Raw genomic sequence first — 26,213 nt, forward strand, 5'->3', positions numbered from 1 at the left:
TAAAACTAAATTTCTTAGATGTAATTTCCAGAAAAGAAAAGATTTAAAACAATATAAGAAATAGCGGTAAAAAGTCAGGAGACTTTTATAAACTGTAATAATTCATAAGTGCAAAAAAAAAGCGCAAAGTCAGAGACATTTGCACAGCTTTGGTGATTCAATCCTTTAAAAATTAAAATCAAAATCTAATGTCGTATTGATTTCCTGCTCTAATTTATCGTCTATTTCTCCAATCTTCCTTAAAGGATTAACGACAATTTCATTTAGCATTTTACCAAATTCTGATACAATCATTTGTATGGTATCTTCCTCAAACAAATCAGAATTGTAATCAATAGTTCCTTTTAACTGATGTTCACTTTCAAACAAGTTAAACACGATAGGTATTCTACTGAATTTGCTTTCGATTGGATAAGATGTTAATTTCAATTCATCTAATTCAATGGTGTTTTCAAAATTAAATTCAGGGTTTTGATAGACCAGCATCAGATCGAAAATATCCGGCGTTATTTTGTCAAGTGGCAGATTTTGATAATTGTTTATTTCCAATAGGTTATGATTAACATTCTCCCACACATCTGTAAAACTTTGTTCTGCTTGTATTTGAGTTCTTAGCACCAGAGTTTTCACAAACATTCCTATTTGATTGTTTAACTCATAGCTATTTCTTCCTGAATTTACTGTTCCAATGCATATATCAGAATGGTTGGATAGTTTATAAATTAAAACATTGACTGAAGCCACTAAAAGGGTGTAGAAAGTCATTTGGTTTTCGGCAGCCAGATTTTTTAAAAGGAACGTAACTTCTTCTGTAAGTTCAAATGATAAACTACTTCCATTTTGTTTATTATTCTGAATACTAAAATCTCTGTCAAATGAATTTTTAGGTGTATAGTTTTGAAGATAATTTTTCCAAAACAACTCATTTTTAGATTGATCTTCTTTTACTGTTTTATTCAACCACTCTGAATAATCTTTAAATTGAAGTTTTAGACTGTTCTCTTGTGTTCGATCTGGAGTACTTTGATTATAGTTTTGGATAAATTCTTTGATAAAAATTTCCAGTGATAAGCCATCCATCATAATGTGATGTGTCGAAAAAAGGAGTAGATGTTGATTCGTTTCTAAGGGTAGCAATTGAACTCTTATCAACATGTCTTTTTCTAAATCAAATTCGGTATTGCTTAATCGATCGATCGCTTCTTCTATAGAATCATTTTTTAACTGATGTACAACAATTTCAAATCTGTTTTTTTCCGGGGCATTGATTTTTTGATACGGAATTCCATCAATTTCAATAAAATTGGTTCTTAGAATTTCATACTTTTCAATGATTTGATTTATGGACCGGTTCACTTTAGCTGTATCTATAATTCCTTCAATAGTATAGCCGGCAGACATATTATAAGCAATTGAATTCTTTGTTTGTTGAGAAGCCAGCCAAATGGTATATTGAGCAGGAGTCAAATGATATAAATCTTTGATTTCAGCTAAAGGTATGGCATTCGATTGGGTTGGCTTTAACTCTTGTAAATAAACAGCCAGTGCTTTTATAGTAGGAAAATCAAAAATCGTTTTTAAAGTAATCTCTACATAAAGATTTCGGGAAATTAATCCAATCAATTTTACCGCATTCAAAGAATGACCACCAAGTGCAAAAAAATTATCCGTTACACTTATGGCTTCTTTTGTATTTAATACTGTTGCCCAATAGTGTGATAGTTTTATTTCTAAATCGGAAACCGGTTCTTTAAAATGCTCTTCGTTTGTATTATACTGAATCTCTCTTTGTGACAACGATTTTCTATCTACTTTTTGATTGGGCGTAAGCGGAAATTCTTCCAGTGGAATAATTGCATTCGGAATCATATAGTACGGAAGTGTCTTTTTCAATTGATTCGTAATTTCAATTGTATCGATGAACTCTTGATTTTTTAAAACATAAGCGATTAAAAAAGCTTCTTGTTGCACCCCTTTTTTAGCAATGACAACAGTGTCTTTAATTGCAGCTATTTGATTGAATTGCGACTCGATATCGCCCAATTCTATTCTATAACCTCTAATTTTTACCTGATTGTCATTTCGTCCTAAAAATTCTATTTCTCCATTGTGATTCCATTTTCCAACATCTCCTGTTTCATAGCACCAACTATTCGTATCAAAAGGGTTTTGGATGAATTTTTCTTTGGTTAATTCGTTGTTTTTATAATATCCCAGTGCCAATCCATCGCCAGCAATATAAATGGCTCCCGGAATTCCAATCGGTTTTGGATCTAAAAACGCATCTAAAATATAGAATTGTGTATTGTTGATGGGTTTACCAATATTGGAGGCTTGCGAGGGGTGCTCTATTTTTTTTACACTAGACCAAATAGTCGTTTCAGTTGGTCCGTACATATTCCATAATGCTGAGCTATGGCTGATTAGTCTTTGGGCTAATGATTCGCTTAGCAAATCGCCGCCACATAATACTTTTAATTGTTTATCGCCCTGCCAGTTGGCATTGAATAACATTTGATAAAAACTTGGTGTGGCCTGAAGGATTGTGGGTTTGAGTTCTTCTAATTTTCTAATGATTAAATTAGGATCGGATAACAAATTCTGGTTAGCAATATATAAGGTTGCTCCTGAAATTAAGGGTGCAAAAAATTCTAATATAGAAATATCAAAAGAATAAGTTGTTACTGAAAATAAAATGTCATTTTCATTAATTCCGGGTACCTGCTGCATACTGGTTAAGAAATTAAGCAATGACTGATGTCCAATTTCAACTCCTTTTGGATTCCCTGTTGATCCTGATGTGTATATAATATAGGCCGTATCTCGTGGGGATACGATTTGAAATGTTGTTGAATGTAATTCCTCAATTTCAGCAAGAATATGTTCTAATGCTATGGTCTTTACCTGTTTGATCGCCTCAGTTTCATCATTATTTTCGTTAATAATGATGTCGGTTTGACTATGGATCACAATATAGCTTAAACGGTCTTTTGGAAAAGCAGGATCTAACGGAATATAAGATCTGCCCGTTTTTAAAATACCTAACAAAACAGCGATCATATTAGCGGAACGACCTAACAAAACAGCAATTGGTGCTTTATCTTCCGGACCAAATTTTGAAATAATATAAGTTGCTATCTGGTTGGATAGCTTATCCAGTTCGCTATAAGAATATGATTTTCTCTCCTCTTTTACCGCAATTTTTTCAGGTACTCTTTTAACTTGTTCCTGAAATAAATCCAGTACCGTTTTATCTTTTGGATACTCAACTTTTGTACGATTAAAATCAAATACTACTTGTTGCTTTTCTTCTGTGGTTAAATAGGTTAACTCTTTTAGCTTTTTATCTGAATTATTTAAAACAGCATGAACCAACTTTTCAAAATGATTGACCACTTGTGTGATACTAACCTCATCAAAATAATTCAAATTATAGTCAAAATCAATTTTCACATCTTCTGATTCGTCAAATTCTCTTATGTACAAAGCCAGAGCTACTCTTTCTGATTGATGACTTAATGGAATTACTTTGGTTTGTGTGTTTTTAAAATGAGCGGAGTAATCTTGTTTTTCGTAAGAAAGTGTGATATTAAACAATCGCTCTTTTTGGCTGTACAACTGCAATTCCTGAATTAACTTTCCTAAGGGCAGCCGCTGATGGCGATAATCTTGTTTTAACTGATTTTTGATATCAATTATTAAATCCTGAAAAGTCGCTTCAAAATCCAATGACATTCTCAAAGGAGAAATTCCCATAAAAAGTCCCACCGTTTTTTTATAAGCAGACTTACTTCTGTTTAAAACAGGCAAGCCGATAGCAAAATCGTTGTTTTCGTGTTTTCTGCCAAAATAAGTGTACAGAATTCCTAAAATTAGAGCAAAAGTGGAACATCTATAGCTTGTGGCTAGTTCATTTAATTGGTTGTAAACCGCTCTTCTAATAACCAGTTCTTTACGGCTGCTTTTGTTTATTTGTACACGGTCATCTAACTTATCGAATAAATTCTCCGGTAATGGTTTGAATTTTTGAGACCAGTATTCTAAATCTTGCTTTAATGATTCTGAATTTTGATATTGGAAATCATCTTCTTCAAAGTCTTTGTAACTAAATGGATAATCGGAAATAATTGCGCCAGATTCAGAAATCTCATTGTAGTTCTGAACCAATCTTTGAAACATTAATGAAGTTCCCCAGCCATCGGTTATGATATGATGATACACTGAGAATAAATAGTAAAAATCGTCCTGAACTTTTACTAAAGTGAAAATATGCAAAAGGCTTCCTTTTAATAAATCAAAAGGTTTCATAAATTCCTTTTGCATATAGAGATTTGCTTGCTCAGTTGAGTTTTCAAAGTCTGAAAAATCAATAAATCCCAGCTCCGATTGATGGTCTGCTACTATTTGAATACCAACATTTTCTTCCTTTTTTACAATAATACTTCTATAAGCATCGTGCTGATCAATCAAGGCAACATAGGCTCTTTTGAATATTTCTATGTTTACTTGACCTTTAATTTCGATTTTAGCCCCAATATTATAAACAGGCTCATTAGGAAATAATAATTGTTCGAAGTAAATATCTTGTTGGGGCAATGTCAGTTTCATGAATATTCTTTTTATAGTAGTTCCATAACATTATCAGTTACTTTTTCATCCATAATTGTTTGGCCGGAGTCCAATTTTGTGATTCTGCCGGCCTATTTAAAAAGGGCATCAGTATGGATAACTGCGATAATCGTTTTGCTTTTTCTTTCGGTTTTGGCAATACGTTTTCCTAAAAATTACAACGTTTGCCCGATGCGCTTATCTTGCGATAATTCATAGAAATATTTGGCTATCCCGATATCAAAAATCGCCATCCCCATAGGACAGAACATTATGGTATCGTTTGCTTTGATAGTTTTTCTTAATTTTCCGGATAAGACATCCGTGATTATAAGAACGTCTTTCTCCAGCAGTCCTTTTGTCTGGTGCATCATTTCAATATCGGTGTTTTCGCGGCATACTTCGTCCCAATTATCAACAATCACGCAGTCAATAAAATCATAAACATCGGCTTCATAATCTCTTAATGAAACATTGAGTTGCAACGAACCCTTTGGAGGTGGAAGATTGATGTATCGTTTTGACGAAGCCGTACAGGTAATAAAAATTTTTGAGTTTAAATAGGCTTGTTCCCAATCGTTTGCGAGTACGATTTTGTGTTTCCATTTTTCGGGCAGCAACTCTGTGTCAATTGAATTGATATCGTAGACATAAATTTTGTCAATGATATCTTCATGCAAAGTAAAAATCATCTCAAGATGCATCCTCCCAATTGGTCCTAAACCAATAATACCAAAATTTATTTTTTCGTTAATTTCTACTGCTTCCCTGTAGCTTTTTATGATCGCACCTGTAACTGCCGATGTACGTATGGCCGAGACCATGGGCGTATTTATCACCGATATGGGAACACCGGTATCGGCATTATTGAGGATAATAACTGAATTAGCCCTCGGTAGATTATTTTTTATATTGTCAGGAAAGCTGGCGATCCATTTTATGCCCGAAATATTATAATCTCCTCCTACATAAGCCGGCATAGCGATTATTCTGTTTTTTAAATCTTTATATCTAAGGTATGGTTTTATAGGCTGTGCGTAATCCTTTTTTTCTAACAGGAGAACAGTATCTTCAATAACCTGAATAATTTCATTCCAGTTATTCCCTATTTCCAATATATTTTGTTCATTAATGTATTTCATAAGAAGTTTGTTGAAAGCATTTATAATCTATTAATTCCAGGTAATCATCGCCGGAATCGGGTATAATGACCAGGCAATTCTGTTTCTTTTCAGAATTTTCAATATTTTGCAAGGCAGCATAAAAAGCCGCTCCTCCGGAAGCACCAGCCAGAATACCGTACTCATGGAAAAGTTTTTGGCAGCCGCTTATGATTTCCTCTTCACTTAAAATAACATGATCGTGTATGTCTGCCAGGGCAATAAAATCCGATGTTTTGCTGGCACCAATGCCCGGTAGTTTGCGTTCTTTGGTTATGGTAGAAAAAATCAGTGAGCCTTCAATATCTACCGCTATAATCTTTATTTTTGGAAAATACTTCTTGATACGCTGTGATAATCCGGTGACTGTGGCTCCCGAACTCACAGAAATAAAAATATAGTCTATTTCATCAATTTGATCTTTTATCTCCTCCATCATTGCATTATAAGCCAGGTAACAATTCTTGTTTTTATATTGGTTGGGCTGGAAAGAATTTTTGTTTTCTTCAAGATAGTTTTTGATAAATTTTATTCTGTTCAGTAAATAATTACCGGTTTCGTCTTTTTGTGTGATCTGAACGATGTGACTGCACAGTAGTTCCAGCTTTTTCTTTTTGTATAAAGAAATGCACGGATCTATAACCGGTATAAACTTCAGGTCCAGTTTTCTGCAGATCAAAGCGAGCGCTATCCCAAAATTTCCCGAAGTAGATTCGATTACAACTGTGTCTTCATTGATTGAACCATCAAGAATTGCTTCTTCTATTACTTTAAATGCAGATCGCATTTTTATACTACCACCAAGTTGATAGTATTCTACTTTTATAAAAATATTCTTCTCTGCGCATATATTATACAAAGGAGTATTTCCAATAAGCTTTTTTAGTTTGTACAGTTTGTCTAATAATGTATTCATCGATTAGGATTTGTGTTTTTTTGCAATGCAGATATAGGACAACGGATAGGAAAGTTCTTTTTTTTCCAGGTCTTCTTTTAAATTTGATATATCATTCGCATATTCAAATAATTTGTAAAGTGACAGCCCATTATCGGCAATGGCATTGAACAGGTCGGAGAACGTATAATTAAAACTATAGTTTGTGCTTCCTGTATATTCTGTTTTTCCCAAATAATCCAGGCCACCTTCCTCTTTTAATGGTTCTTTTCTAAAATAATTTTCTTCTTCCGAAAGTTTCATATCCTCATCGATAAGCCAGCTAAAAGGATGTTGTTCCTGAATAACCAGAAATCCTTCAGGAGATAATGCTTTAGAGATTTTTTTGATGATCTGATTCAAATCGGGCAGCCAAACCAGGGCACCTACTGTCATTAATACGATATCAAATTTTTCGTTTTCTATAATTTCGTCCATTTCATAAACATCATAGACATGAAATGTACAGTCAAGACCCAGTTGGTCGTTTAGAAAACGTGCCGAATCGATCGCTTCGTCAGAGATATCGATACCGACACATGTGCCGGCATTCATTTTTTTTAATGAAATCAGTTCCTCACCGTCGTTACAGCACAGTTGAAGTATTGATTTGTTTTGGAATGTTATTTTATTTAATACTTCCAGAAGGTTCTCATCCAAGGTACTAAAGTCCTCTAAAGTGAATTTGCTTTTATATCTCTTTTTAAAATCCTGATGCATTGGATTCACCTCATTCCATGCGATCCTGTTTGCTTCGGTATATTTTTTATAATCCATATCGTGTATATTTTTTTGATTATTAGGAGTTCTTTTTTAAACATTCCTTTAAAAGCACTGGCGAAAAAATAATTGTTTAACGCCAGTACTTCTTCTGTGATTTTTTTTCTGAATACGGATCTCAACTATTGACCATTAATTTCGTTATCAATAGCAGCATCGCTGTACTGATTTCACTTGTCTCATCGCTTCTTTCAAAACAGTCCCGAGTTTTTATCAACACGATTAACTACTTCTGCAATAGACGGATACCTATACAAAGATACATTCAATAGTTGGTGAATCTTTTTCAAAATTTTCGTTCTCAGCATCAAAAAGATTACACTTTTTCCAGATTATCCTGTTTGTTTAAAATAAAATTCCCCATTACCAAATAATCAATATTGGATTTCAAAAAAGTTTTTATCGCATCCTCAGGAGTACAAACAATTGGTTCTCTATCATTAAAAGAAGTGTTTAAAACCATCGGGATACCGGTTAGTTTATAGAATTCTGATATTAACCCATGATATTTTGGATTGGTTTTCTGATTAACCGCCTGTATTCTCGAAGTCCCGTCAACATGCACTACTGCCGGTATAAGTTCTTTTTTATTGGTTAAAGCCGGATAAGCCATAAGCATGTACTCGGATACAGGTGTGCTTTTTTTAATGTCAAACCAGTTTTCTGTTTCTTCTGATAAAACACTTGGGCAAAATGGTCTGTGATCTTCCCGGTGTTTTACTATTGAATTGAGTTTTTTAATCATATGGAAATTTCTCGGATCTGCCAAAAGACTTCTGTTTCCAAGCGCCCGGGGTCCAAATTCCATTGCTCCCTGAAACCATCCAATAATATTACCTGCTTTAATAAGTTCTGCAGCTTTTACCTCTATGTCTTCCACATGTGAATACACCAGATTTCTCTTAGACATTTCATTGTGTATTTCTTCGGTTGTAAATGAAGGCCCTAAGAACGTATTGTCTAAAACCAATCCTTCTAAATTACCTTCTGCTTCAATATTTAGTTTTAAAGCCGCTCCCAATGCCGTTCCCGCATCATTTGCTGCCGGCTGTATAAAAATGTTTTTGAATTTACTATTTTCAAAAGCTATGGTGTTGGCAACACAGTTTAAAGCGACACCACCTGCAACACAAAGATTTTCAGATTTTGTTTCTTCAAAAAGCCTGTCGGTAACTTTTACAATAATATCGGTTGTCCATTTTTGCAGAGCAGCGGCAATATCCTTGTGTACCTCTTCTAATTCATCTAATGTTTCTCTTTTTTTAATGTTGAATAACTTTTCTAACTTAGAATAATCTTCAACCCTGAAGCACAGTACCTCATTATCCAGTTCAAAAATAGTTTGATCATTGATGGAAATTATCTTACTGAATTCCTCTTCGAATGTTAAAGGATTTCCGAACGACGCGACGCTCATTACTTTACACGCATCGTATTCTGAAAAGCCTAAAAATTTAGAAATTTTCTCCCATAAAAAACCAATTGAATTAGGATAGGCAATTTGTTGTACTACATCAATATTTTTGCCATGTCCGTAAGCAAGAGTGGTCGATTCAAATTCACCGATTCCGTCAATAGAAAGTATAGCCGCATCACTAAACGGAGATGGATAGTATGCTGATGCACAATGCGCTATCGCATGTTCGATAAAGCTAAACTGTCCCTTGAACCCCATTTCCTGAAGTTTTTGAGGAATTTGTGTTAATTTATCATAGAATAACTTTTCGCCATCCTCACAACCCCAGTTGTTTGGTACGAAACGATCTTCTGAAGGGATGTTTTCTAATCTTCTTTCAGGTTTAAATGAAAACCCTATTAGAGAAACATCCTCTAAACTTATCCCCCCCATCTCGAGACATTTGTTCATGGCAAGAATCGGCAATTCATCCGGATTGTCAATTTTTGATTCTTTTGCATGTTTGACTCTTGAGAGTCTTTCTTCTTCAATAGCCGCCACTACTTTGTTATCAATTATTAAGCATGCCGCTGATTCATGGTATACACAATTTATTCCTAAAATAATATTTCTCATAATTTTGTATCTTTTTATTTCTCTATTTGATTTGTTATAATTTGGGTGTTTTTTTGTATTTTTTCTTTTTGGAGTATTTCATAATGCCCCCCTTCAAGCCTGATCAGATTGATTTTACTTTTAATTAAGGCTTGCCAAACGCTGTGTTTGTCGATGCTGGAATTTTCACTAAGAAAAACATAGGTTGGAATATTGATCATTTTGTTTCCTGAAACAAACGAAGTGATTTCAGCATATTTCCATATTCGGTCTACAATTATTTTCCTTTCATCAGGAGTAAATTTATTCAGCTGATCTAATTCTAAGTATGCGTCAACGTCAGCGTCTTCATAAGCAGTTGCTTTTTTGTTTATTTTGACGGTCTGAGGCGGTGGCACTATATCCAATACGATAAACTTATTGACCACTTTATAATCTTCCAGTTTTTTTAGCAGTTCATAAGCAAATAAGCCTCCGGCTGAATAACCCAGCAGGTCAAGTTCGCCTTCAATTCCGCTGTTCATTATCATTGCTATAGCGCTGTCTACGATGTCATTTAAACTGTTATGCATTTCTTTATAGGAATCTAAAAAAGAAAAATCAAGCGCATAAACGTTGTAATGATCAAGGTGTTTTGACAACTCTAAGAAATCTACTGCGGTGGTACTGATAGAGGGTATGCATACCATATTCTTTGTTTTTCCACTGCTGAGTTTGTGCAGATAGATCCCAGCTTCTTTATTCTTTGCATTTTTGTCTACATAGGCCGCTATGCTGTAAATGGATTGGCGATTGAATACTTCTACTATCGGGAATTTTATACCGAACTCTTTTTCGATTTTGGAAATCAGTTGAATCATGTTTATAGAATGTCCTCCATATTCAAAAAAGCTGGAATGAATTTGGATTTCTTTTTCTAAAATTTCTGTAAAGAAGCTTTTTATGATTTGCTCCGTGGCCGTCAATTTGGTTTCGGGCGAAAGAAAATCGCTATTGAGCTTCAGTTTGTTTAATTTGTTCTTGTCCACTTTTCCATTATCATTCAGTGGTATTTTATCTAAAACAATAATTTTTCGCGGAATCATGTATTGCGGCAAATACACAGACAAATGCATTCTGATTGCATTATCATTCAAATAATTACTGGCCGATTGTTCATTCAGCAAATAGGAATAATCCGTTTGTAAAAAAGCACCTTCTTTTTCAGTAGAAACTTTGAGGCTGATCAGATTAGAATATCCAAAATGACGGCATACCTCTGCATAACACTTTAAAATCTCATCCTCTTCCAGTGTGTTGAATGTCGAAGGAGTCAAAATATTCAGAATGGCTATGGCGTTGTATTCTGTTTCCTCTGTCCTACGCAGTAAAATGCTACTATCATCGGAAGCAGCAGTCGCGTCTGACAGAAAAACAGGAACAGCTGTTACATAACAGATTGTTTTACCGGTTTCGTCATTAATTCTTATTTGCAGATCGGGATAATCGTAAAGTATCTGATCAAAATCTTTAAAAGATTCTAAAAATAATGGTTCAAAAGGTACTGTTTTGGAAAGGCCTTGGAAGTCTTCCCTAATCATTTCATTTTGATGCAGGGTAATCCACGTGTATGCTCTGCCATCCTTAGCTACAAAACTGTTGATTCCTTTTTCGGGTTCAATAAAAGCAATTAATTGTTCGTAAGCTGCTTGTTTGTTTACAAGTACTGCAACATTAAAAATAGCATTATGATTTAAAAGAACCGATTCTATTTCATCAATCTCAATCCTGTTGCCATTCAATTTTACCTGATTGTCGAGTCGTCCGTATACAATTAAATTACCGGCTTCGTCATAAATACCCTTATCACCTGTTTTGTAAAGCCTTGTGCTAAATCCATCCTGAAAGGGATTATCAACAAAAGCATTTTTGGTTTGTTCAGGATTGTTCAGGTAATCGGCAGCTGCACCTATTGATGATATATACAATTCCCCCGGAACACCAAGTGGACAAATTTTCATCTTCTTATCCAAAACATAAATTTTGGTATTGGCTACCGGCTTGCCTACGGGAACAAACTGATCTGTCCCAATAGTGCTTTCAGAACAGTCAAATCGGGTAGAATCTACAGTGGTTTCAGTTGGTCCATAGCAGTTATACAATTTACACTCCAGCACATTAAAAAATCGGTTTCTTAATGAGGTCTGCAATAAAGCCCCCCCTACCGCTATTCTTTTTAGACTTTGAAGATTTGAAATTTCATTTCTTTCAAGACCATCCACAATAGATTCTAATAACAAAGGTACCGACTGCACATGCGTAATCTTATGCTTCTCGATATAGCTTTCATAGGCTTTTATGCTTTTTTCATCATCATCTTTCATCACGACAATTTTTGCGCCTGTGGCTAATGGCCATAAAAAGTCCATAATCGACGCATCGAAGACTACCGGTGTGTGAAATAAAACAGCTTCGTTTTCATCAAAATTAAAAGCCTCTGTAGTAGATTTTATAATATTGATTATCCCTACATGTTTGATATTAATACCCTTCGGCTTTCCTGTTGATCCTGAAGTAAATATGGTGTAAGCCAGGTCCTGGTTTTCTACCTGTACATTTGGAGCAGAATCAGAAAACCCGGAAAAATCTGTGATGTTCAGGTTGATGAACAATTTCGAAAAAGAGGCTTCCATAAATGCCTGAGACAAACATTCTGTAGTGGTAACTATTGCTTCAATTTCTGCCTGATTGATAATTTCTTCGATACGCTGTACAGGATAGTCTTTACCCAGCGGCACATAAATTGCACCTGCTTTAAGTATTCCTAATACTGTGGCTATAAACTCTGTCGATCGCTGCATCAGTACTCCAACCCTGTCTTTTTTCCTAATGCCTTTTTCGATCAAATAATGCGAAATTTTATTGGCAAAAGCATTGATTTGGGCATAAGTAAGCTGTTGTTCGTTGTCAACTACTGCAACATTTTCAGGATATTTTACCGCCGTTTCTTCAATCAGGTTATGAATACCGTAATTTTCAATAGTGAAAACATCTGTATTCTCGGTAAAATCGCTAATGATCGTTTTCTCTTCGTTCAGTAATATGTCATAATCTCCAATATTCTGCTCGGGATCTGCTATACACTGGCGGATCAACTGCTCGTATCGCGAAAGGAAATTTTGCGCTGTTGATGCTTTAAACAAATCTGTATTGTATCGCAATGAATACCACATATAATGCTGTGAGTGGTCAATTTGAAGCGTGAAATCAAAAACAGAGGTATGGTTTATTTTCAAATCATACTGACCAGTAATGTCATTGATGGTGATGCCATCAAAATTTCTTTCGGTCAATTCGGTGTCATCATTTTGCACGCCAAAAAATACGGACATTACTTTTTGTCGTGAAAAATCTGTAGTCGGATTTAATTCTTCGATAATCTTGTTGAAAGGATACAAATGATTTTCATAAGCATCCAGCGAACTTTTCTTTGAATGTTCCATTAATTTTCTGAAAGACCAGTTTTCCTCTACCGTACAGCGTATCGGTATTCCCGATGCGAATAGGCCGATAATATCTTCCAGATTTTCCTTATCTCTGTTCCATATAGGAGTTCCTACCACAAAATCATCCTGGTTGGTTAATCTGTATAATAATAAGTTTAATACAGAAATTAGAAAGATTTGATAGGTGACCCCATTTTGATTACAGAAATCGGTTATTTCCTGTTTGAAATCTAAATCAACCGATTTGAAAATAAAGTCTCCATTAAAGGAATGCACCAACGGCCTCGGAAAATCTGTAGGCAGTTCGAGTGGTTCCGGTATTGTTTTGTATTTTTCTAACCAGTATTGCCTTTGAGACTCTAATTGTCCCGAATCGATCAAAGCGTTAATCCATTCGGTGTAGTCGACATAGTTTACCTTTAATTCCGGAAGACCAAAATCACCTGTGGCAATTAAATTGTTATAGCCCTGAGTCAGTTCCTTATGGAAAATAAAAGTTGATATCTGATCCCAGACAATATGGTGCGTCTCTAACGTAAAAATGTATTTTTCATCCGCCAGTCTGATCAATTTAACGGTACATATTGGTGGTTTGGATAAATCAAAAACAGTGTTGCTGTATTTTTTTATGATTTCCTGCACCTTATTTTCCTGCTCTGACTCTTGTCTGATATCAATCAGAAAGTCAGCAAAATTAAGTTCCGTATGTTCCCTGAGAAGCTGATAAGGTCTGCCATCGTCTTCAACTAATGCTATTCTGAAAATATCATGCCTGTCATACAGATGTACTATTGTTTGGTACAATGCATCAATATTCAGATCACCATTGAATTCAAGTATAAATCCGATGTTATAAAACGTACTGTTCGGATTAAATTTTTGCAGGTACCATTCGGCAAACTGAACAGGTGATATTTTATACCTGCTCTTTCTGCTTTTTTTCGCTGGATTTGGCAATACCAGATTTAGCCTTTCTTTTTTATGAAAGTCAATCCTTTTTGCAAAATCTTCGAGAATTGGATATTCAAAAAGATCCTTTAACGGGATATCAACCTGAAATTCTTTCTTGACTTTTGTAATGATCTGTATAGCGGAAATAGAATGTCCGCCATTCTCAAAGAAATTATCATTGATTCCTAAGCTATCTCTTCCCAATGTATCCATCCAAAATTCAAGAATCTTTTCTTCATAGGTGTTTGAAGGAAGGACTATTGCTTTTTCAGAATTACTTTTGGAATCGCTCTTTGCTAAAAGCTGGTTGCGATCAATTTTCCCGTTAGAAGTCACCGGAAAACTCTGCACAATAAACAGCTTTGAAGGAACCATATACTCCGGCACGCTTTGTGCAAGGCGTCTCCTGATTTTTTCAGTTTCTACCTCTATATCTTCATTTGTTACAGCATTGTTTATGATTACAAAGGCTACAAGATAGTTTTGGTCATTGTTTTTATTCAAAATGACTACCGCTTCTTTGACCTCAGCAATCTGTAGTATTTTGTTCTCTATCTCACCCAATTCGATTCTCCTGCCATTGATTTTGACCTGAAAATCTCTTCTGCCGAAAAATTCAATATTCCCATCCGGTCTATATCTTCCGATATCTCCTGTTCTGTACATCGGAACTTTTGAAGACTGAAAAGGATCTTCCAAAAATACCTCACTCGTTTTTTGAGGATTGTTCAGATACCCATATCCGACTCCTATACCTGAAACTACAATTTCTCCCCTTACTCCTATCGGAACCTGTTGAAACGAATCGTCGATGATGTAGATTCTGAAATTCTGTAAAGTTTTTCCAATCAATATGTTTGGCCCCTGAGGACACTCTTTCATGATATAATGTGTAATATCATCAGAGGTTTCTGTTGGGCCGTACGCATTCACAATCGGGATATTCGGAAAGGCATCAAACCATTTGCTGATCAGGGCATGATGTACCGTCTCCCCTGTAACTAACAGATATTTTAAATGCTCCAGTTCCTTAAAACCATTGTTTTCTGCCGAATTGTATAACAGCGACAGGTAGGAAGGCACCACTTCAAGTATGCTTACCTGATCTGAAGTTAAATGATACAACAGGTTTTCGGGATTCGTTATCGTATCATCATCATAAATGACAATTGACCCTCTCTGAACCAGAGCAGCAAAAAACTGCCATATTGAAATATCAAATCCTTGTGAAGCATTTTGCGCCACTACACTATCAGCCGTTATTTCGAGGTCGTCAATTTTGGCATAGATATGGTTCATCATCCCCAAATGATGTAAAATTGCACCTTTGGGTTCACCTGTTGAACCGGAAGTGTAAATGATATAGGCGGCCTCGTCTAAATTGGACCAATCAGAATAGGTATCGTTCTCTTTTTTTAGGGAACGCTTGTCGTACTGATACCTTTTTTGTACACCTTCGGCTTTGTTAGTTTGAGATTTATCTAAAGAAATTAGGGTATCATAGCGAAAAGAGTACAATTCATTTTCAATGCTTCCAATTTTATCGGTATGCAGTACGTCACTGATGAAATCATATTTAAACTTTAAATCATCGAAGAAATATCTTTCCACAAAAAATTCTTCGTCCCACTCCAGTTTAACTCTTTCATTGCTATTGGCTTCTTTATAATCTTGCAGGGAAGTTATCAGACTTTCTTTCTTATCGTTGTCCATGATATCTCCAATGAAAATTTTCCCATGGTTGCCCAGTAAGGCAAAACATTTTTCCAATACATCCAGGAGATAATTATAACCATGAAAATTCTGTATAACACTATTGATAACGATCAAATCAAAATCACCCGTCTGAATTTGGTCAATTTCATGGGCAAAAAGATTGTGTTGCTGAATATTATCAAGCTCTAATTCCTTAATCGTTGCTTCGTTGTTTTTTAAAACGTTTGCCGATAAATCTACTCCGTGATATTCCTTAACCAAAGGAGCAATGGCAAACATGGTAATTCCTGAACTACAGCCTATTTCCAGTACTTTAGAATTTGTATTTATTTCCTGGCTTATCTTGAATCGGGCATTTTCACGATACTCGTTCATTTCTTCCCGGCTGAAAGGTTTACCGGTATAACTGTTGAGCCAGCCACCAGCTGTGATATCATCAGTAGAACGTTCGGCTACATACTCCCAAAGATCTCTGTTCATAGAAGCATTTTTTGATTCGGCTTCCAGAAAGATATTTTCACTGTTGACACAAAAGATACTTTTAAGACCCGGACAATCCCACTGCAATAACAATGCTTCTTTTACAAAGTTTGTATCGATCACAAGCATCTCCAAACCGGCGTCGTTGATTAGCTTTTTGATACGCTGGTAAGGATACGTTGGGTCAAAAGGCAGATAGGTCATACCTGCTTTCCATACTCCTGTAATTGTTTTTACGATTTCAGGGGAGCGTTTCATTAAAACACCTATAAGTTTATTATCGGTATTTAATGACAGGAAATTTGCAATCTGACTACTTTCCTTATGAAGTTCACCATAGCTGGTTTGCACGCCATTGTACAGAATCGCACATAAATCAGGGCTGGTTTGGGAATGCTCTTTTATATAGTTTGGAATTGTTTTTTGAGGAACAAATTTATCGGTGCTATTGAATTGGCTGATACGTTTTTTGTCTTCTTCAATCAGCAAATCATAATCGCTAAGTTTTTTGTCCGAATCAATTCCAACCTGATCTAACAAATAATTAAAATGCGTGAACAAACGCTCGATATGCTCAGACTCATAAACGTCCGTATTGTATCTGGCATTGAAAATAATTTCTCCGTTCGCTTGTTCCACCAGCATGATGTTCAAATCACAGATCGCTGTTTTATTATCTGCTTTTATCACATTCACTTCGACAGATTCTGCGCTCAGATTATCATCCGAAGAAATGGTATTGGCATAATTTTGAGTCTCGATCAAAACATCAAAAACCGGAGAACGGCCTAAATCTCTCTTAATATTTATATCATTGACCAGTTCATCAAAAGGATAATCTTTATGCTCAAAGGCTTCAATTATATTATTTTTTGTCAGACTGATAAGATCCGAAAACTTACAATCCCGATCAAATTGTGTTCTTATGACTAAGGTGTTAATATAGAATCCGATTTGATCTTGTAACGATAATTTTTCTCTGTTTGCAATAACAGTACCCAGTACGATGTCGGTATTTCCTGTATACTTATAAAATATATAATTAAAAACAGACATTGCGGTCATGAAAAGCGTCGCATTGTACTCTTTACCTAGTGCCTGCAGGTTTTTTGTACTGTTTGACGGAAGTGTGTAAACCACATAGGTACCATTATAAGTCTGTGTTTTCGGGCGCTCGCTGAACGAAGGCAGGTCAATCTTCAAAAGATCTCCCTCGAGTTTCTGACTCCAGTATACTCTTTCTTTCCAATCGATATTACTATTTTCCCATTCTGCATAATCCTTGTTCTGAATTTCCAGAGGAGAAAGATTTACCGGAATCTGGGCAGAATAAGCATTATAATACGATAAGATATCTTTCATTATTATTTTGAGAGACCACGAATCGGATATAATATGGTGCATGCAGATGAGCAGTAAATAATCGTCATCTGCTTTTTTCAAGAGACTTAGCTGTATCAGCGGTCCCTTTTCTAAATCAAATTTATGCTGAATGAAATCCTCAATGTAGTTATTGATTTTTACCTCACCATTGTTTGCTTTGCTGTAATCCAGATATTCCAACGCTGAAAATTCCGGGCTGAACGGCAACACGTTCTGCACGATTTCGTCATCCAAAAGAACGAAAGCTGTTCTCAGTATTTCATGCCTTTCGATTAAAGCGGCACAAGCTTTTTTTAAGTAATCAATATCTAGTTGCCCTTTAAGTTCAGCGGCCACCGGGACATTGTAGGCTACAGAAGCCTCATCAAATTTACTTAAAGACCAAAGACGCTTTTGAGAACTGGTTGTTTTATAATATTTTTTTTCCGAAATCTTTGGAATTTCAGAATAGGCCGAATCCAGTTTATTCTCCTCAATAAACGAGGCAAGCGATCTGATGGTAGAGTATTTAAAAATATCTTTTATCTCAATTTTAATACTCAATTTTTTATGCAAAAGCGAGATTAGTGAAACCGCATTTAAAGAATGTCCGCCAATGTCAAAAAACAAGTCATTAACCCCAACCTTTTCTAAATTGAGGAGTTCCTGCCAAATCAAGGTAATGCTTCGTTCTAAGTCAGTACCGGGAGCTTCATATTCCGAAGTCAGACTGTCTTTTGCATTGATAATCTTTGGAAGTTTTGCGGTATCGATTTTTTCATTTGCGGTTAAAGGAAAGCTGTCCAAAAAGAAAAAATAGTCCGGCATGTAATACTCCGGCAGTTTTGTCTTCAGTTCTTCTTTGATCGTTACGGCCTTAATGGGTTCGCTATTGTTTTTGGGAACGATGTAACAAGCCAGATAATCATTTTCTGTTTTTGGATCCTGAATAACCGTTACAAAAGCCTGACTTACGGCATTCAATTTTAAAATTTGGTACTCAATATCGGCACTTTCTATTCGTATACCTCTAACCTTTAACTGATTGTCTTTTCTTCCTATAAAATCTAAATTTCCGTCCGGTTGCCATCTTGCGAAATCACCCGTTTTGTAAAATCGCGTAGTACCAAAATTTTCAATGGTAACAAACTTCTCCGTATTCAGTTCTTCAGCATTATAATAGCCAGTTGACACATAAATACCGGCTACATAAAGTTCACCAATCATTCCCATTGGTGTAAACTTTTTATGCTTATTGAGTAAGTAAAGCCGTGCATTTTCAATTGGTTTTCCTACTGAAACTTTTTTAAGCTCCGACGGAAATGCAGAACAATCATAATAAGTCACATCAACCGTTACTTCTGTTGCGCCCCAGGTATTTATTAATCTTGTGCCATTTGTAGCAAACAAAGTATCGTTAAAAGAATTGACAACTCTGGACGAAAGAGCTTCAGCACCTGTAAATATCCATCTTAAAGTGGCCAGTTTTTCAGTATGATTTTCAAATGTATTGATGTAATCCAAAAAAACAGAAAGCATGGATGGAACAAAATCCATAGTGGTTACTTTATAGGTGCTTACCGCCTCAAGAATAGCTTCTGGATTTTTCTCTTCGCCATTGGGTAAAAAATAAATTTTTGCTCCTGAAGCTACACCACGAAACATTTCACAAATGGAAGGATCAAAAGACAAAGGTGTTTTCTGAATGGTCACATCGCGATCTGTGAAATTGTACTGTTTTGTTAACCAACTCATTCTGGCAACGAAAGATTCATGCAAAATAAGTACTGCTTTCGGGCTACCCGTTGAACCGGAAGTGAACATAAGATATGCCGGATCTTTTGGACCCGCTGTAGCTTTAATATTTCCAACAGGATAATGCTCTAAGGACAAATGATCCAGATCTACTATTGTTCTGCTTTCATCTGCTACAGCATTACTGTAGGGAGCTTTTGAAATTATGATCGGAACTTTTACTTCTGCAAGCATCACCTCAATCCTGTCGGCAGGAAGTGTAGGATCTATCATGAAGAATGTACCGCCTGCCTTTAGTATGGCCAATATGGAGATGATAAGGTCATTCGATCTTTCTAAATAGATTCCAATTACCGCATTTTTAGTGTCCTTTTTTTCCAATAGATAATGTGCCAACCGGTTGCTCCTTTCGTTTACCTGTCTATAAGTAAGCTGGCTTTGGGAATCGATTGAAAATAAATTATCGGGGTTACTATCCGCCTGACTTTCAAAAACAGCATGAATCGTATCAGCCGAAAGGGCAGCTAAACTCACAGGTCGATTCAATCCGTCTTCGTAATATTTTATTTCACTATCAGAAAATAGGCTAATATCCTGAATAAGAATTTCGGGGTTGCTTATTACCAACCTCGCTACATTCAGGAAATGAATCCCCATCTGCTTAAGATAGATACCTGGTACAGCAGCCGGGTTGGCTTCTATTTTCCCCTGAAGCACATTGCCTGTTTTTTCAAATGTAAAAACGATATCATCGCCAGTTGATTCAGCTCTACCATGGATTGGCTCAAATACATGCCACACATTGGACAGGTCGTTGCTGTTACCACTGATTTTTTCGGCTAAAACATTCCGGGGATAATCCTGATTCTCATAAGACAGCTCAACGATCTCACTCAATTGCATTACAAACTCTTTAAAAGAATTTGAAGCATCAATTTCTCCGGATATATAAACCGAATCATTGAGTGTTTCTTCATCGGCATTTTCTATTAAAACTGACGAAATTGTAGTGATTGTATCCTGATCCAGATAGTTATAAAGCATGATTTTCAGAACAGCATCCAATAGGACATAAACAGACAGATCATTTCCTTTCGCCAGGGAAAAAATCTTTTCACTGATCTGCTCATCAATACTGAAAACGTATTCCTCTTTCTCAAAATCATCAGAAACTGTGGTATTATTAGTAAATACTAAGTGCGTTTTCTCTGCTATTTGAGCGATTCTTTCAGACCAATATTTTTCTTGTTTAAGGAACTTTGCAGATGTAAGAGTTAAAACGGTGTCTAAAGTGGTATTGGTATTCTCCATTAATCTTCTCTTTTTGAGTTTCTAAAATTTTGCGGCATTATAAATTTTTCATTGCCCTGAATCAAATCCATAATGGATATGTCTTTGCCTTTCCTGTTGCCTGAAGTAATTTCCTGATCCGGTTCCTGATCCGAATCTGTGTACACGGTAATAAAACCTTCATAATTTCTTAAAACAACTTTGTTTGGGGACTGACTTAAAACATAGTTTGGAGCCAACGGAATTTTACCACCACCATAAGGTGCATCAATTACAAAAGTTGGAATGGCATATCCGGAAATATGCCCCCTTAGTCCTTCCATAATCTCGATGCCTTTGGATATAGGAGTACGAAAATGGCCTGCTCCTTTTACTAAATCACATTGATACAAATAATAAGGTCTTACCCGCATCTTCACTAATTCGGTACAAAGCTTACGCTGTATTTCGACAGTGTCATTGATCCCTTTTAATAATACGGTCTGGTTGCCTAAAGGAATTCCGGCTTTCGACAGCTTGTCACAGGCTTGTTGTAACTCCGGAGTAATTTCTTTAGGATGATTCACGTGGATGTTCAGCCAAAAAGGATGGTATTTTTCTACCATATCGCAAAACTCCTGAGTTATAATATTGGGGTTGAATACTGGTGTTCTGGTACCAAGTCTAATAATTTCGACATGAGGAATTTCTCTCAGTCGCATTAAGATCGATTCCAGCCTTTTAATTGGCAGCAGTAAAGGATCACCCCCCGATAGCAGTACGTCCCGGATTTGTGGATTGTTGCTTATGTATTCAATCTGATTGTCAAAATCAGTGGAGTTGTAATTTTTTGAACTGTCTCCTACCAACCTGCTTCTTGTACAATATCTGCAATAAGATGCACACTGGGTAGTGACCAGCATTAAAACGCGATCCGGATACCGGTGTACGATACCATTCACGGGTGAATACTCATCTTCGCTTAAAGAATCTTCGTTCATACCGCTAAAATCATACATTTCCTTCTCGGTCGGCAAAACCTGCCTCCTTATCGGGCAGTTGAAATCGTCTTTGTCAACCAGACTCAAAAAATAAGGTGTAATGTCAACTCTAAACAACGAGTTCTGATTTAACGCGTTAGCTTCGGTAGGCGTAAGATTGATAATTTCTGATATTTCTTCAAAGCTATTCAGCCTGTTGCTTAACTGCCATTTCCAATCGTTCCATTTCTCATCAGGAACATCATTCCATTCCCGATGCCGATACGATTGGACAAAAGATTTCTCCTTTTCGGTACTAATTATTTGCTCATTTTGCATTAAAAGTAGGATTTAAGTTCGCCCGTTCTTCGTATATCCAATGTTGCACAGTGAAAACCTCCGCCAAAAGTGTTGAAATTGTAAAAACTACACGGTATCGGTTTCATCCCAAATTTTTTCAGTGCTTCGATGGTTGGTTTTTCGTTTTTCTCCACCAGAATTCTTTCACTGTCAATCATAAAGGTGTTCATAGTAAGCCATTTGCTGCTCATATACAAAACCTGGCTGTCCGGCATAACCGGTGCTGGGGCTTTCATAATGTCCCAACTTTTGAACATGTCAGGAATTTTATTCATCCTGTCTGGGTGGATTAGCAGTTTACCAGGTGCCAACGGTACAAAAGTGGTGTCAATGTGCATCGGGTGCCTGTCATTACAATCTATTTTATGAATGGTATATTCATCACCAATGTGTTGCTGGAGCCACTTAATACCTGCATCATTGGTTACATGGCTTTTAAGCACAAAGATGTCTTTACCGCATTTGGTAAAATCAGCGGCGTCAAATACCGGCTCAAAATCATTTATAACATAATTAATAGGGTCATTGCCGCTTCCTTCCTGATAATTATAATCATAAAGTTCATCCAGCAATTGCGGCTTCGGAGCTGCCGACCATTTTGCTCCCTTATTAAAATATTCTTTTATCAGAGGTCTGAAAGAATTCACTTCATGATGTCTTGATCTCCAAGGCATCGGAGCTTCAATGATGTTTTCACCTATAACCAATAAAACATCGCGTGGCATCGCGCTATATAACCCGCCTTCGCTTTTCCAGTCAGGAGTGCTGTAAGGTCTGTTAAAATCTACCGGATCCGGTCTTCTAACAATTACTCCCTCCTGTTCCAATATATGGGCCAGGTTGTCCAGTTCCAGCTGCGCAGCTTTTATCTGTTCGGCAGGGAATAATTTTCCTCCATTTTTTTTATAAAAATCCCAGTGGTTTTCAGGCATTGTTGCTTTCAGGGTAACATGCCAGGGCGGTACTGATGCACCTTCCATTGTTCCAACGATTACTTCTTCTAACGGGTCCCATTCATTGTAAGAACTTACAATAGGTTTTGTTTGCGACATACTTTTTACTTTAAAAATTAAAACTTATTTTTTTACTAACTTTTTCAGGTTCTGACTTGATTGTATTGGATAAATTTATTTCTGAAATTTTTATATCGGGGCTACGCAGCACCTGTTCCATAATTTGTATAAATGAATTAGAGAATGCCTTAATGGTAGAGGGTTTGAATAAACCGGAATTAAATTCGAAGTTTATCAGCATGGTATTGTTATCCTGTACCATTGCATCGAGAGTCAGATCATATTTACTTATTCCTTCCGAGTACTTACCGTCATAAGAAATAATTTCTAATCCCTCTATTTTTCTATTTTTGATAATGTCAAAATTCTGTACCGCTAACATTATATTAAACATTGAAGCTGTTTTTAAGTCGTCGTTTTTGAAAGACAATTCGTCTATCAGTAAATCGAGAGAATAGTTCTGATGTTCAAAAACTTGAAGATTATTAAGGTGTACCTGTTCGTATAGTGCCGTAAAATCAATATCCTGATCGAATATATTCCGGATGGCTATAGTGTTGATATAAAGTCCAATTTGTTCTTCCAATTCGAGCATGTCTCTTCCTGAAACAACTGTGCCTACAATGATGTCCTGATTCCTTGTATATCTAAAAATGGCTATGTTTAATACCGATAGTAAGAAAGAGAAAAGCGTTGAGTTTTTCCTGACTACCAGTTTTTCTATACTTGCGGTCAGTTCCTGAGAGAGCTCTAAATAAACATTTCCGCCTGCATAATTTTTAACCGTACTCTTGCGCGGATAGTCTGCCGGAAGATTAGATACGGGCAGTTCTCCGTGTAACTGCCGCAGCCAAAATTCTTTGCTCTTCTGGTCTTTAGCCAGTTGTTCCTCATCATTCTTTTTCCATGATACATAGTCTTTATAATGAATTCGCAATGATGGTAAAGAAATATCCTCCCCTTTTACCAGACTGTCATAATACCTGATGAGTTCCTCAAAAAGTATCTTTAAAGACCAGCCGTCTGCGGCCATATGGTTTAATGTGATGTTTAGAATGTGTTCGTTATCGCTTAGTTTGATTATGTTTATTCTTAAAGGCAGCTCTTTTTTCAGATCAAAAGAGAGCGTTAATTCCTGACGGGTAAGTCTCTCTGCAATTTCTTCCTTATTGAATTCTTCCGACAGGTCAATAAAATGGATCAGATTCTCCTCTAAGTTTTCGGGTGCTATGATCTGCTGTTTAGGCTCTCCTTCAAAAAAAACAAACCTGGTCCTTAAGCTTTCATGCCTTTGGATTAATCTTTTTACAGATTCCTTAAACATCTCTACATTTAGAGATCCTGATAAGATGCAGGCGAAAGGAATGTTATAAATGGCCTGTTCTTCCACGCTTGAAATAATCCAAAGTCTCTTTTGCATATCAGACATCTCATAAAAATCTTGTTTAGGAATCGAAACGATTGATGAATACACTTTTTTGAAGGCTAAATCGAGACGCCCCCCTTGTGAGGAGATTGTAGGGTATTTAAAGATGTCCGAAACTTCTATTCCAGAGCCTATTTCTGTTTTTATCCTATTAATGACTTTTATGGCTTTCAGACTATGTCCGCCCAATTCAAAGAAATTGTCGGTTGTTCCGATGGTATCAATTCCCAGTACTTCCTGCCAGATAATTGCTAATTTGTTTTCAACGTCATTTTTTGGAGCGACATATGTTTTTCGTATGAAGTCTTCTCCCTCCACAGCCGGCAGCAATTTACGGTCTATTTTGCCATTTGGGGTTAAGGGTAAAGCATCCAGCGCTACATAGAAACCCGGAATCATATAATCCGGAAGACGCTCTTGCAGAAAACCTCGCAGTTCTGATTTATCAATGCTGTTTTTTGCCACCAGATAGGCCACTAAAACTTTCTCCTGCTGGTGCTCTTTTACTTCTACAACAACTTGTTGAAGATTTTCTGAAGATTCTAAAATGGCATTCTCTATCTCCCCCAGTTCAATCCTGTAGCCGCGAATTTTGACCTGATGGTCTTTTCTTCCTAAAAATTCAATGGTACCATCTGGCAGCCAACAGCCAAAATCTCCTGTATCATACATTCGGGATCCTTCCATAAAAGGATTCGATATAAATTTTTCTGCTGTAAGTTCTGGCTTATTCAAATACCCTCTGGTAACACCTGCTCCTGATACATACAGCTTTCCTGTAACTCCTATTGGCAGCAGTTGTAAGGCTTCGTCTAAGATGTACACCTGGGTATTGGAGATCGGTTTGCCAATTGGAATTGATCTGTATTCCTGATTTTGTATGACATAATTGGTACTGTAGGTGGTGTCTTCTGACGGACCGTATAAGTTTCTAACTTCTGCTTTTTCTGCTTGAAGTTTGGAAACAATATCAACTGGCACTATTTCTCCTGCCATATTGATAAAGGATACGTTATTTAAATCTGTATTCTCTTCTATTAATTTTCTAACGACGGAAGGAACTGTATTTAATAAGATTTTGTTCTCTTTATGGATATAGTTTTTGATGTCTAAGGCGTTTTTTAGAACTCTTATTTTTTTCCCGATCGATAAGGGATAGAAAATTTCATAAATCGATAAATCAAAACAATAGGATGTTACGGCGTACATCACTTCAAATTTTGAAGAATCAAACTCCAAGTCAGACCAGTTAATCAATTCAAAGGCATTGCGGTGTTCTACCATCACTCCCTTTGGATTACCTGTGGTTCCTGAGGTATAAATAACGTAGGCTAAGTCTTGAGTTGTATGGATTTTTTCTAAGTTCTCTTTTGCATATTGCTCCTGAATTTCACTGAATCTTTCTAATGCTGCTTCGTCTATAATGACTTTACTGTTACTGTCTTTTTCGATATAGGCTATTCGATCTTCGGGATAATGGATATCTATGGGTACATAGGCTGCTCCGGATTTCAATATACCTAACATTGCGACTATCATTTTCTCGTTTCTTTCCAATTTGAGTCCAACTAAATCGTTCCGTTCAATGGAATAGTTTTCTCTTAAATAATTGGCGAGTTGATTGGCGCTCTCATTAAGTTCCTGATAGGTAATCTGCGTTTCTTCAAATACCACAGCAATGGTATTTGGGGTTCTCGCTGTTTGTTCTTCCAATAGGTCTACTATGGTTTTATCTTTCGGATACGCTACTGCTGTGTTGTTAAAATCAGCTAGTAGTTGGTGTTTTTCTTTTTCGGTTAAATAATGTATTTCCCGGATATTTTTTTCCGGTTGTTCTATTGATGCGGTAAGCAGGTTTTCAAAATGAAGAAAGATTCTTTCGATGAGACTCTCTTCATAAATATCGGTATTGTATTCAATTCT

The 26,213-nt window shown here is 36.2% G+C and carries 9 protein-coding genes; all 9 read right to left on the reverse strand.

Annotated elements, in window-relative coordinates:
* Nucleotides 1-165: 165 nt before the first annotated feature.
* Nucleotides 166-4,608 carry a non-ribosomal peptide synthetase gene (locus tag BHE19_RS01995; protein ID WP_070905744.1) on the reverse strand — a complete coding sequence of 1,481 codons (4,443 nt, stop codon included), beginning with the start codon at nucleotides 4,606-4,608 and terminating at the stop codon, nucleotides 166-168.
* A 176-nt stretch (nucleotides 4,609-4,784) separates the two neighbouring features.
* The gene (locus BHE19_RS02000; RefSeq protein ID WP_070905745.1) at nucleotides 4,785-5,750 is read right to left on the reverse strand and encodes a 2,3-diaminopropionate biosynthesis protein SbnB; all 966 of its coding nucleotides are present in this window, start codon (nucleotides 5,748-5,750) and stop codon (nucleotides 4,785-4,787) included.
* Nucleotides 5,737-6,684, reverse strand: a complete 948-nt coding sequence (locus BHE19_RS02005; protein WP_070905746.1) for a cysteine synthase family protein — start codon at nucleotides 6,682-6,684, stop codon at nucleotides 5,737-5,739. The genes BHE19_RS02000 and BHE19_RS02005 overlap by 14 nt, the downstream gene beginning before the upstream one ends.
* A gap of 3 nt (nucleotides 6,685-6,687) precedes the next feature.
* Entirely contained in the window at nucleotides 6,688-7,479 is a 792-nt protein-coding gene (locus tag BHE19_RS02010; RefSeq protein WP_070905747.1) for a class I SAM-dependent methyltransferase, read from the reverse strand.
* A gap of 319 nt (nucleotides 7,480-7,798) precedes the next feature.
* A complete protein-coding gene (locus BHE19_RS02015) occupies nucleotides 7,799-9,514 on the reverse strand; it encodes a carbamoyltransferase family protein (RefSeq protein WP_070905748.1) in 1,716 nt (571 codons plus the stop codon).
* A gap of 14 nt (nucleotides 9,515-9,528) precedes the next feature.
* On the reverse strand, nucleotides 9,529-20,553 hold the full coding sequence (locus BHE19_RS02020; RefSeq protein ID WP_070905749.1) for a non-ribosomal peptide synthetase: 11,025 nt from the start codon (nucleotides 20,551-20,553) through the stop codon (nucleotides 9,529-9,531).
* The gene (locus BHE19_RS02025; RefSeq protein WP_017496292.1) at nucleotides 20,553-21,830 is read right to left on the reverse strand and encodes a KamA family radical SAM protein; all 1,278 of its coding nucleotides are present in this window, start codon (nucleotides 21,828-21,830) and stop codon (nucleotides 20,553-20,555) included. Before BHE19_RS02025 ends, BHE19_RS02020 begins: the two co-directional genes overlap by 1 nt.
* A complete protein-coding gene (locus tag BHE19_RS02030) occupies nucleotides 21,830-22,903 on the reverse strand; it encodes an amidinotransferase (RefSeq protein ID WP_070905750.1) in 1,074 nt (357 codons plus the stop codon). Before BHE19_RS02030 ends, BHE19_RS02025 begins: the two co-directional genes overlap by 1 nt.
* A 10-nt stretch (nucleotides 22,904-22,913) precedes the next feature.
* On the reverse strand, nucleotides 22,914-26,213 hold a 3,300-nt coding region (locus BHE19_RS02035), incomplete at its 5' end, for a non-ribosomal peptide synthetase (protein WP_124020456.1).

The sequence above is a fragment of the Flavobacterium tructae genome, assembly GCF_001853485.1.
Lineage (GTDB): Bacteria > Bacteroidota > Bacteroidia > Flavobacteriales > Flavobacteriaceae > Flavobacterium > Flavobacterium tructae.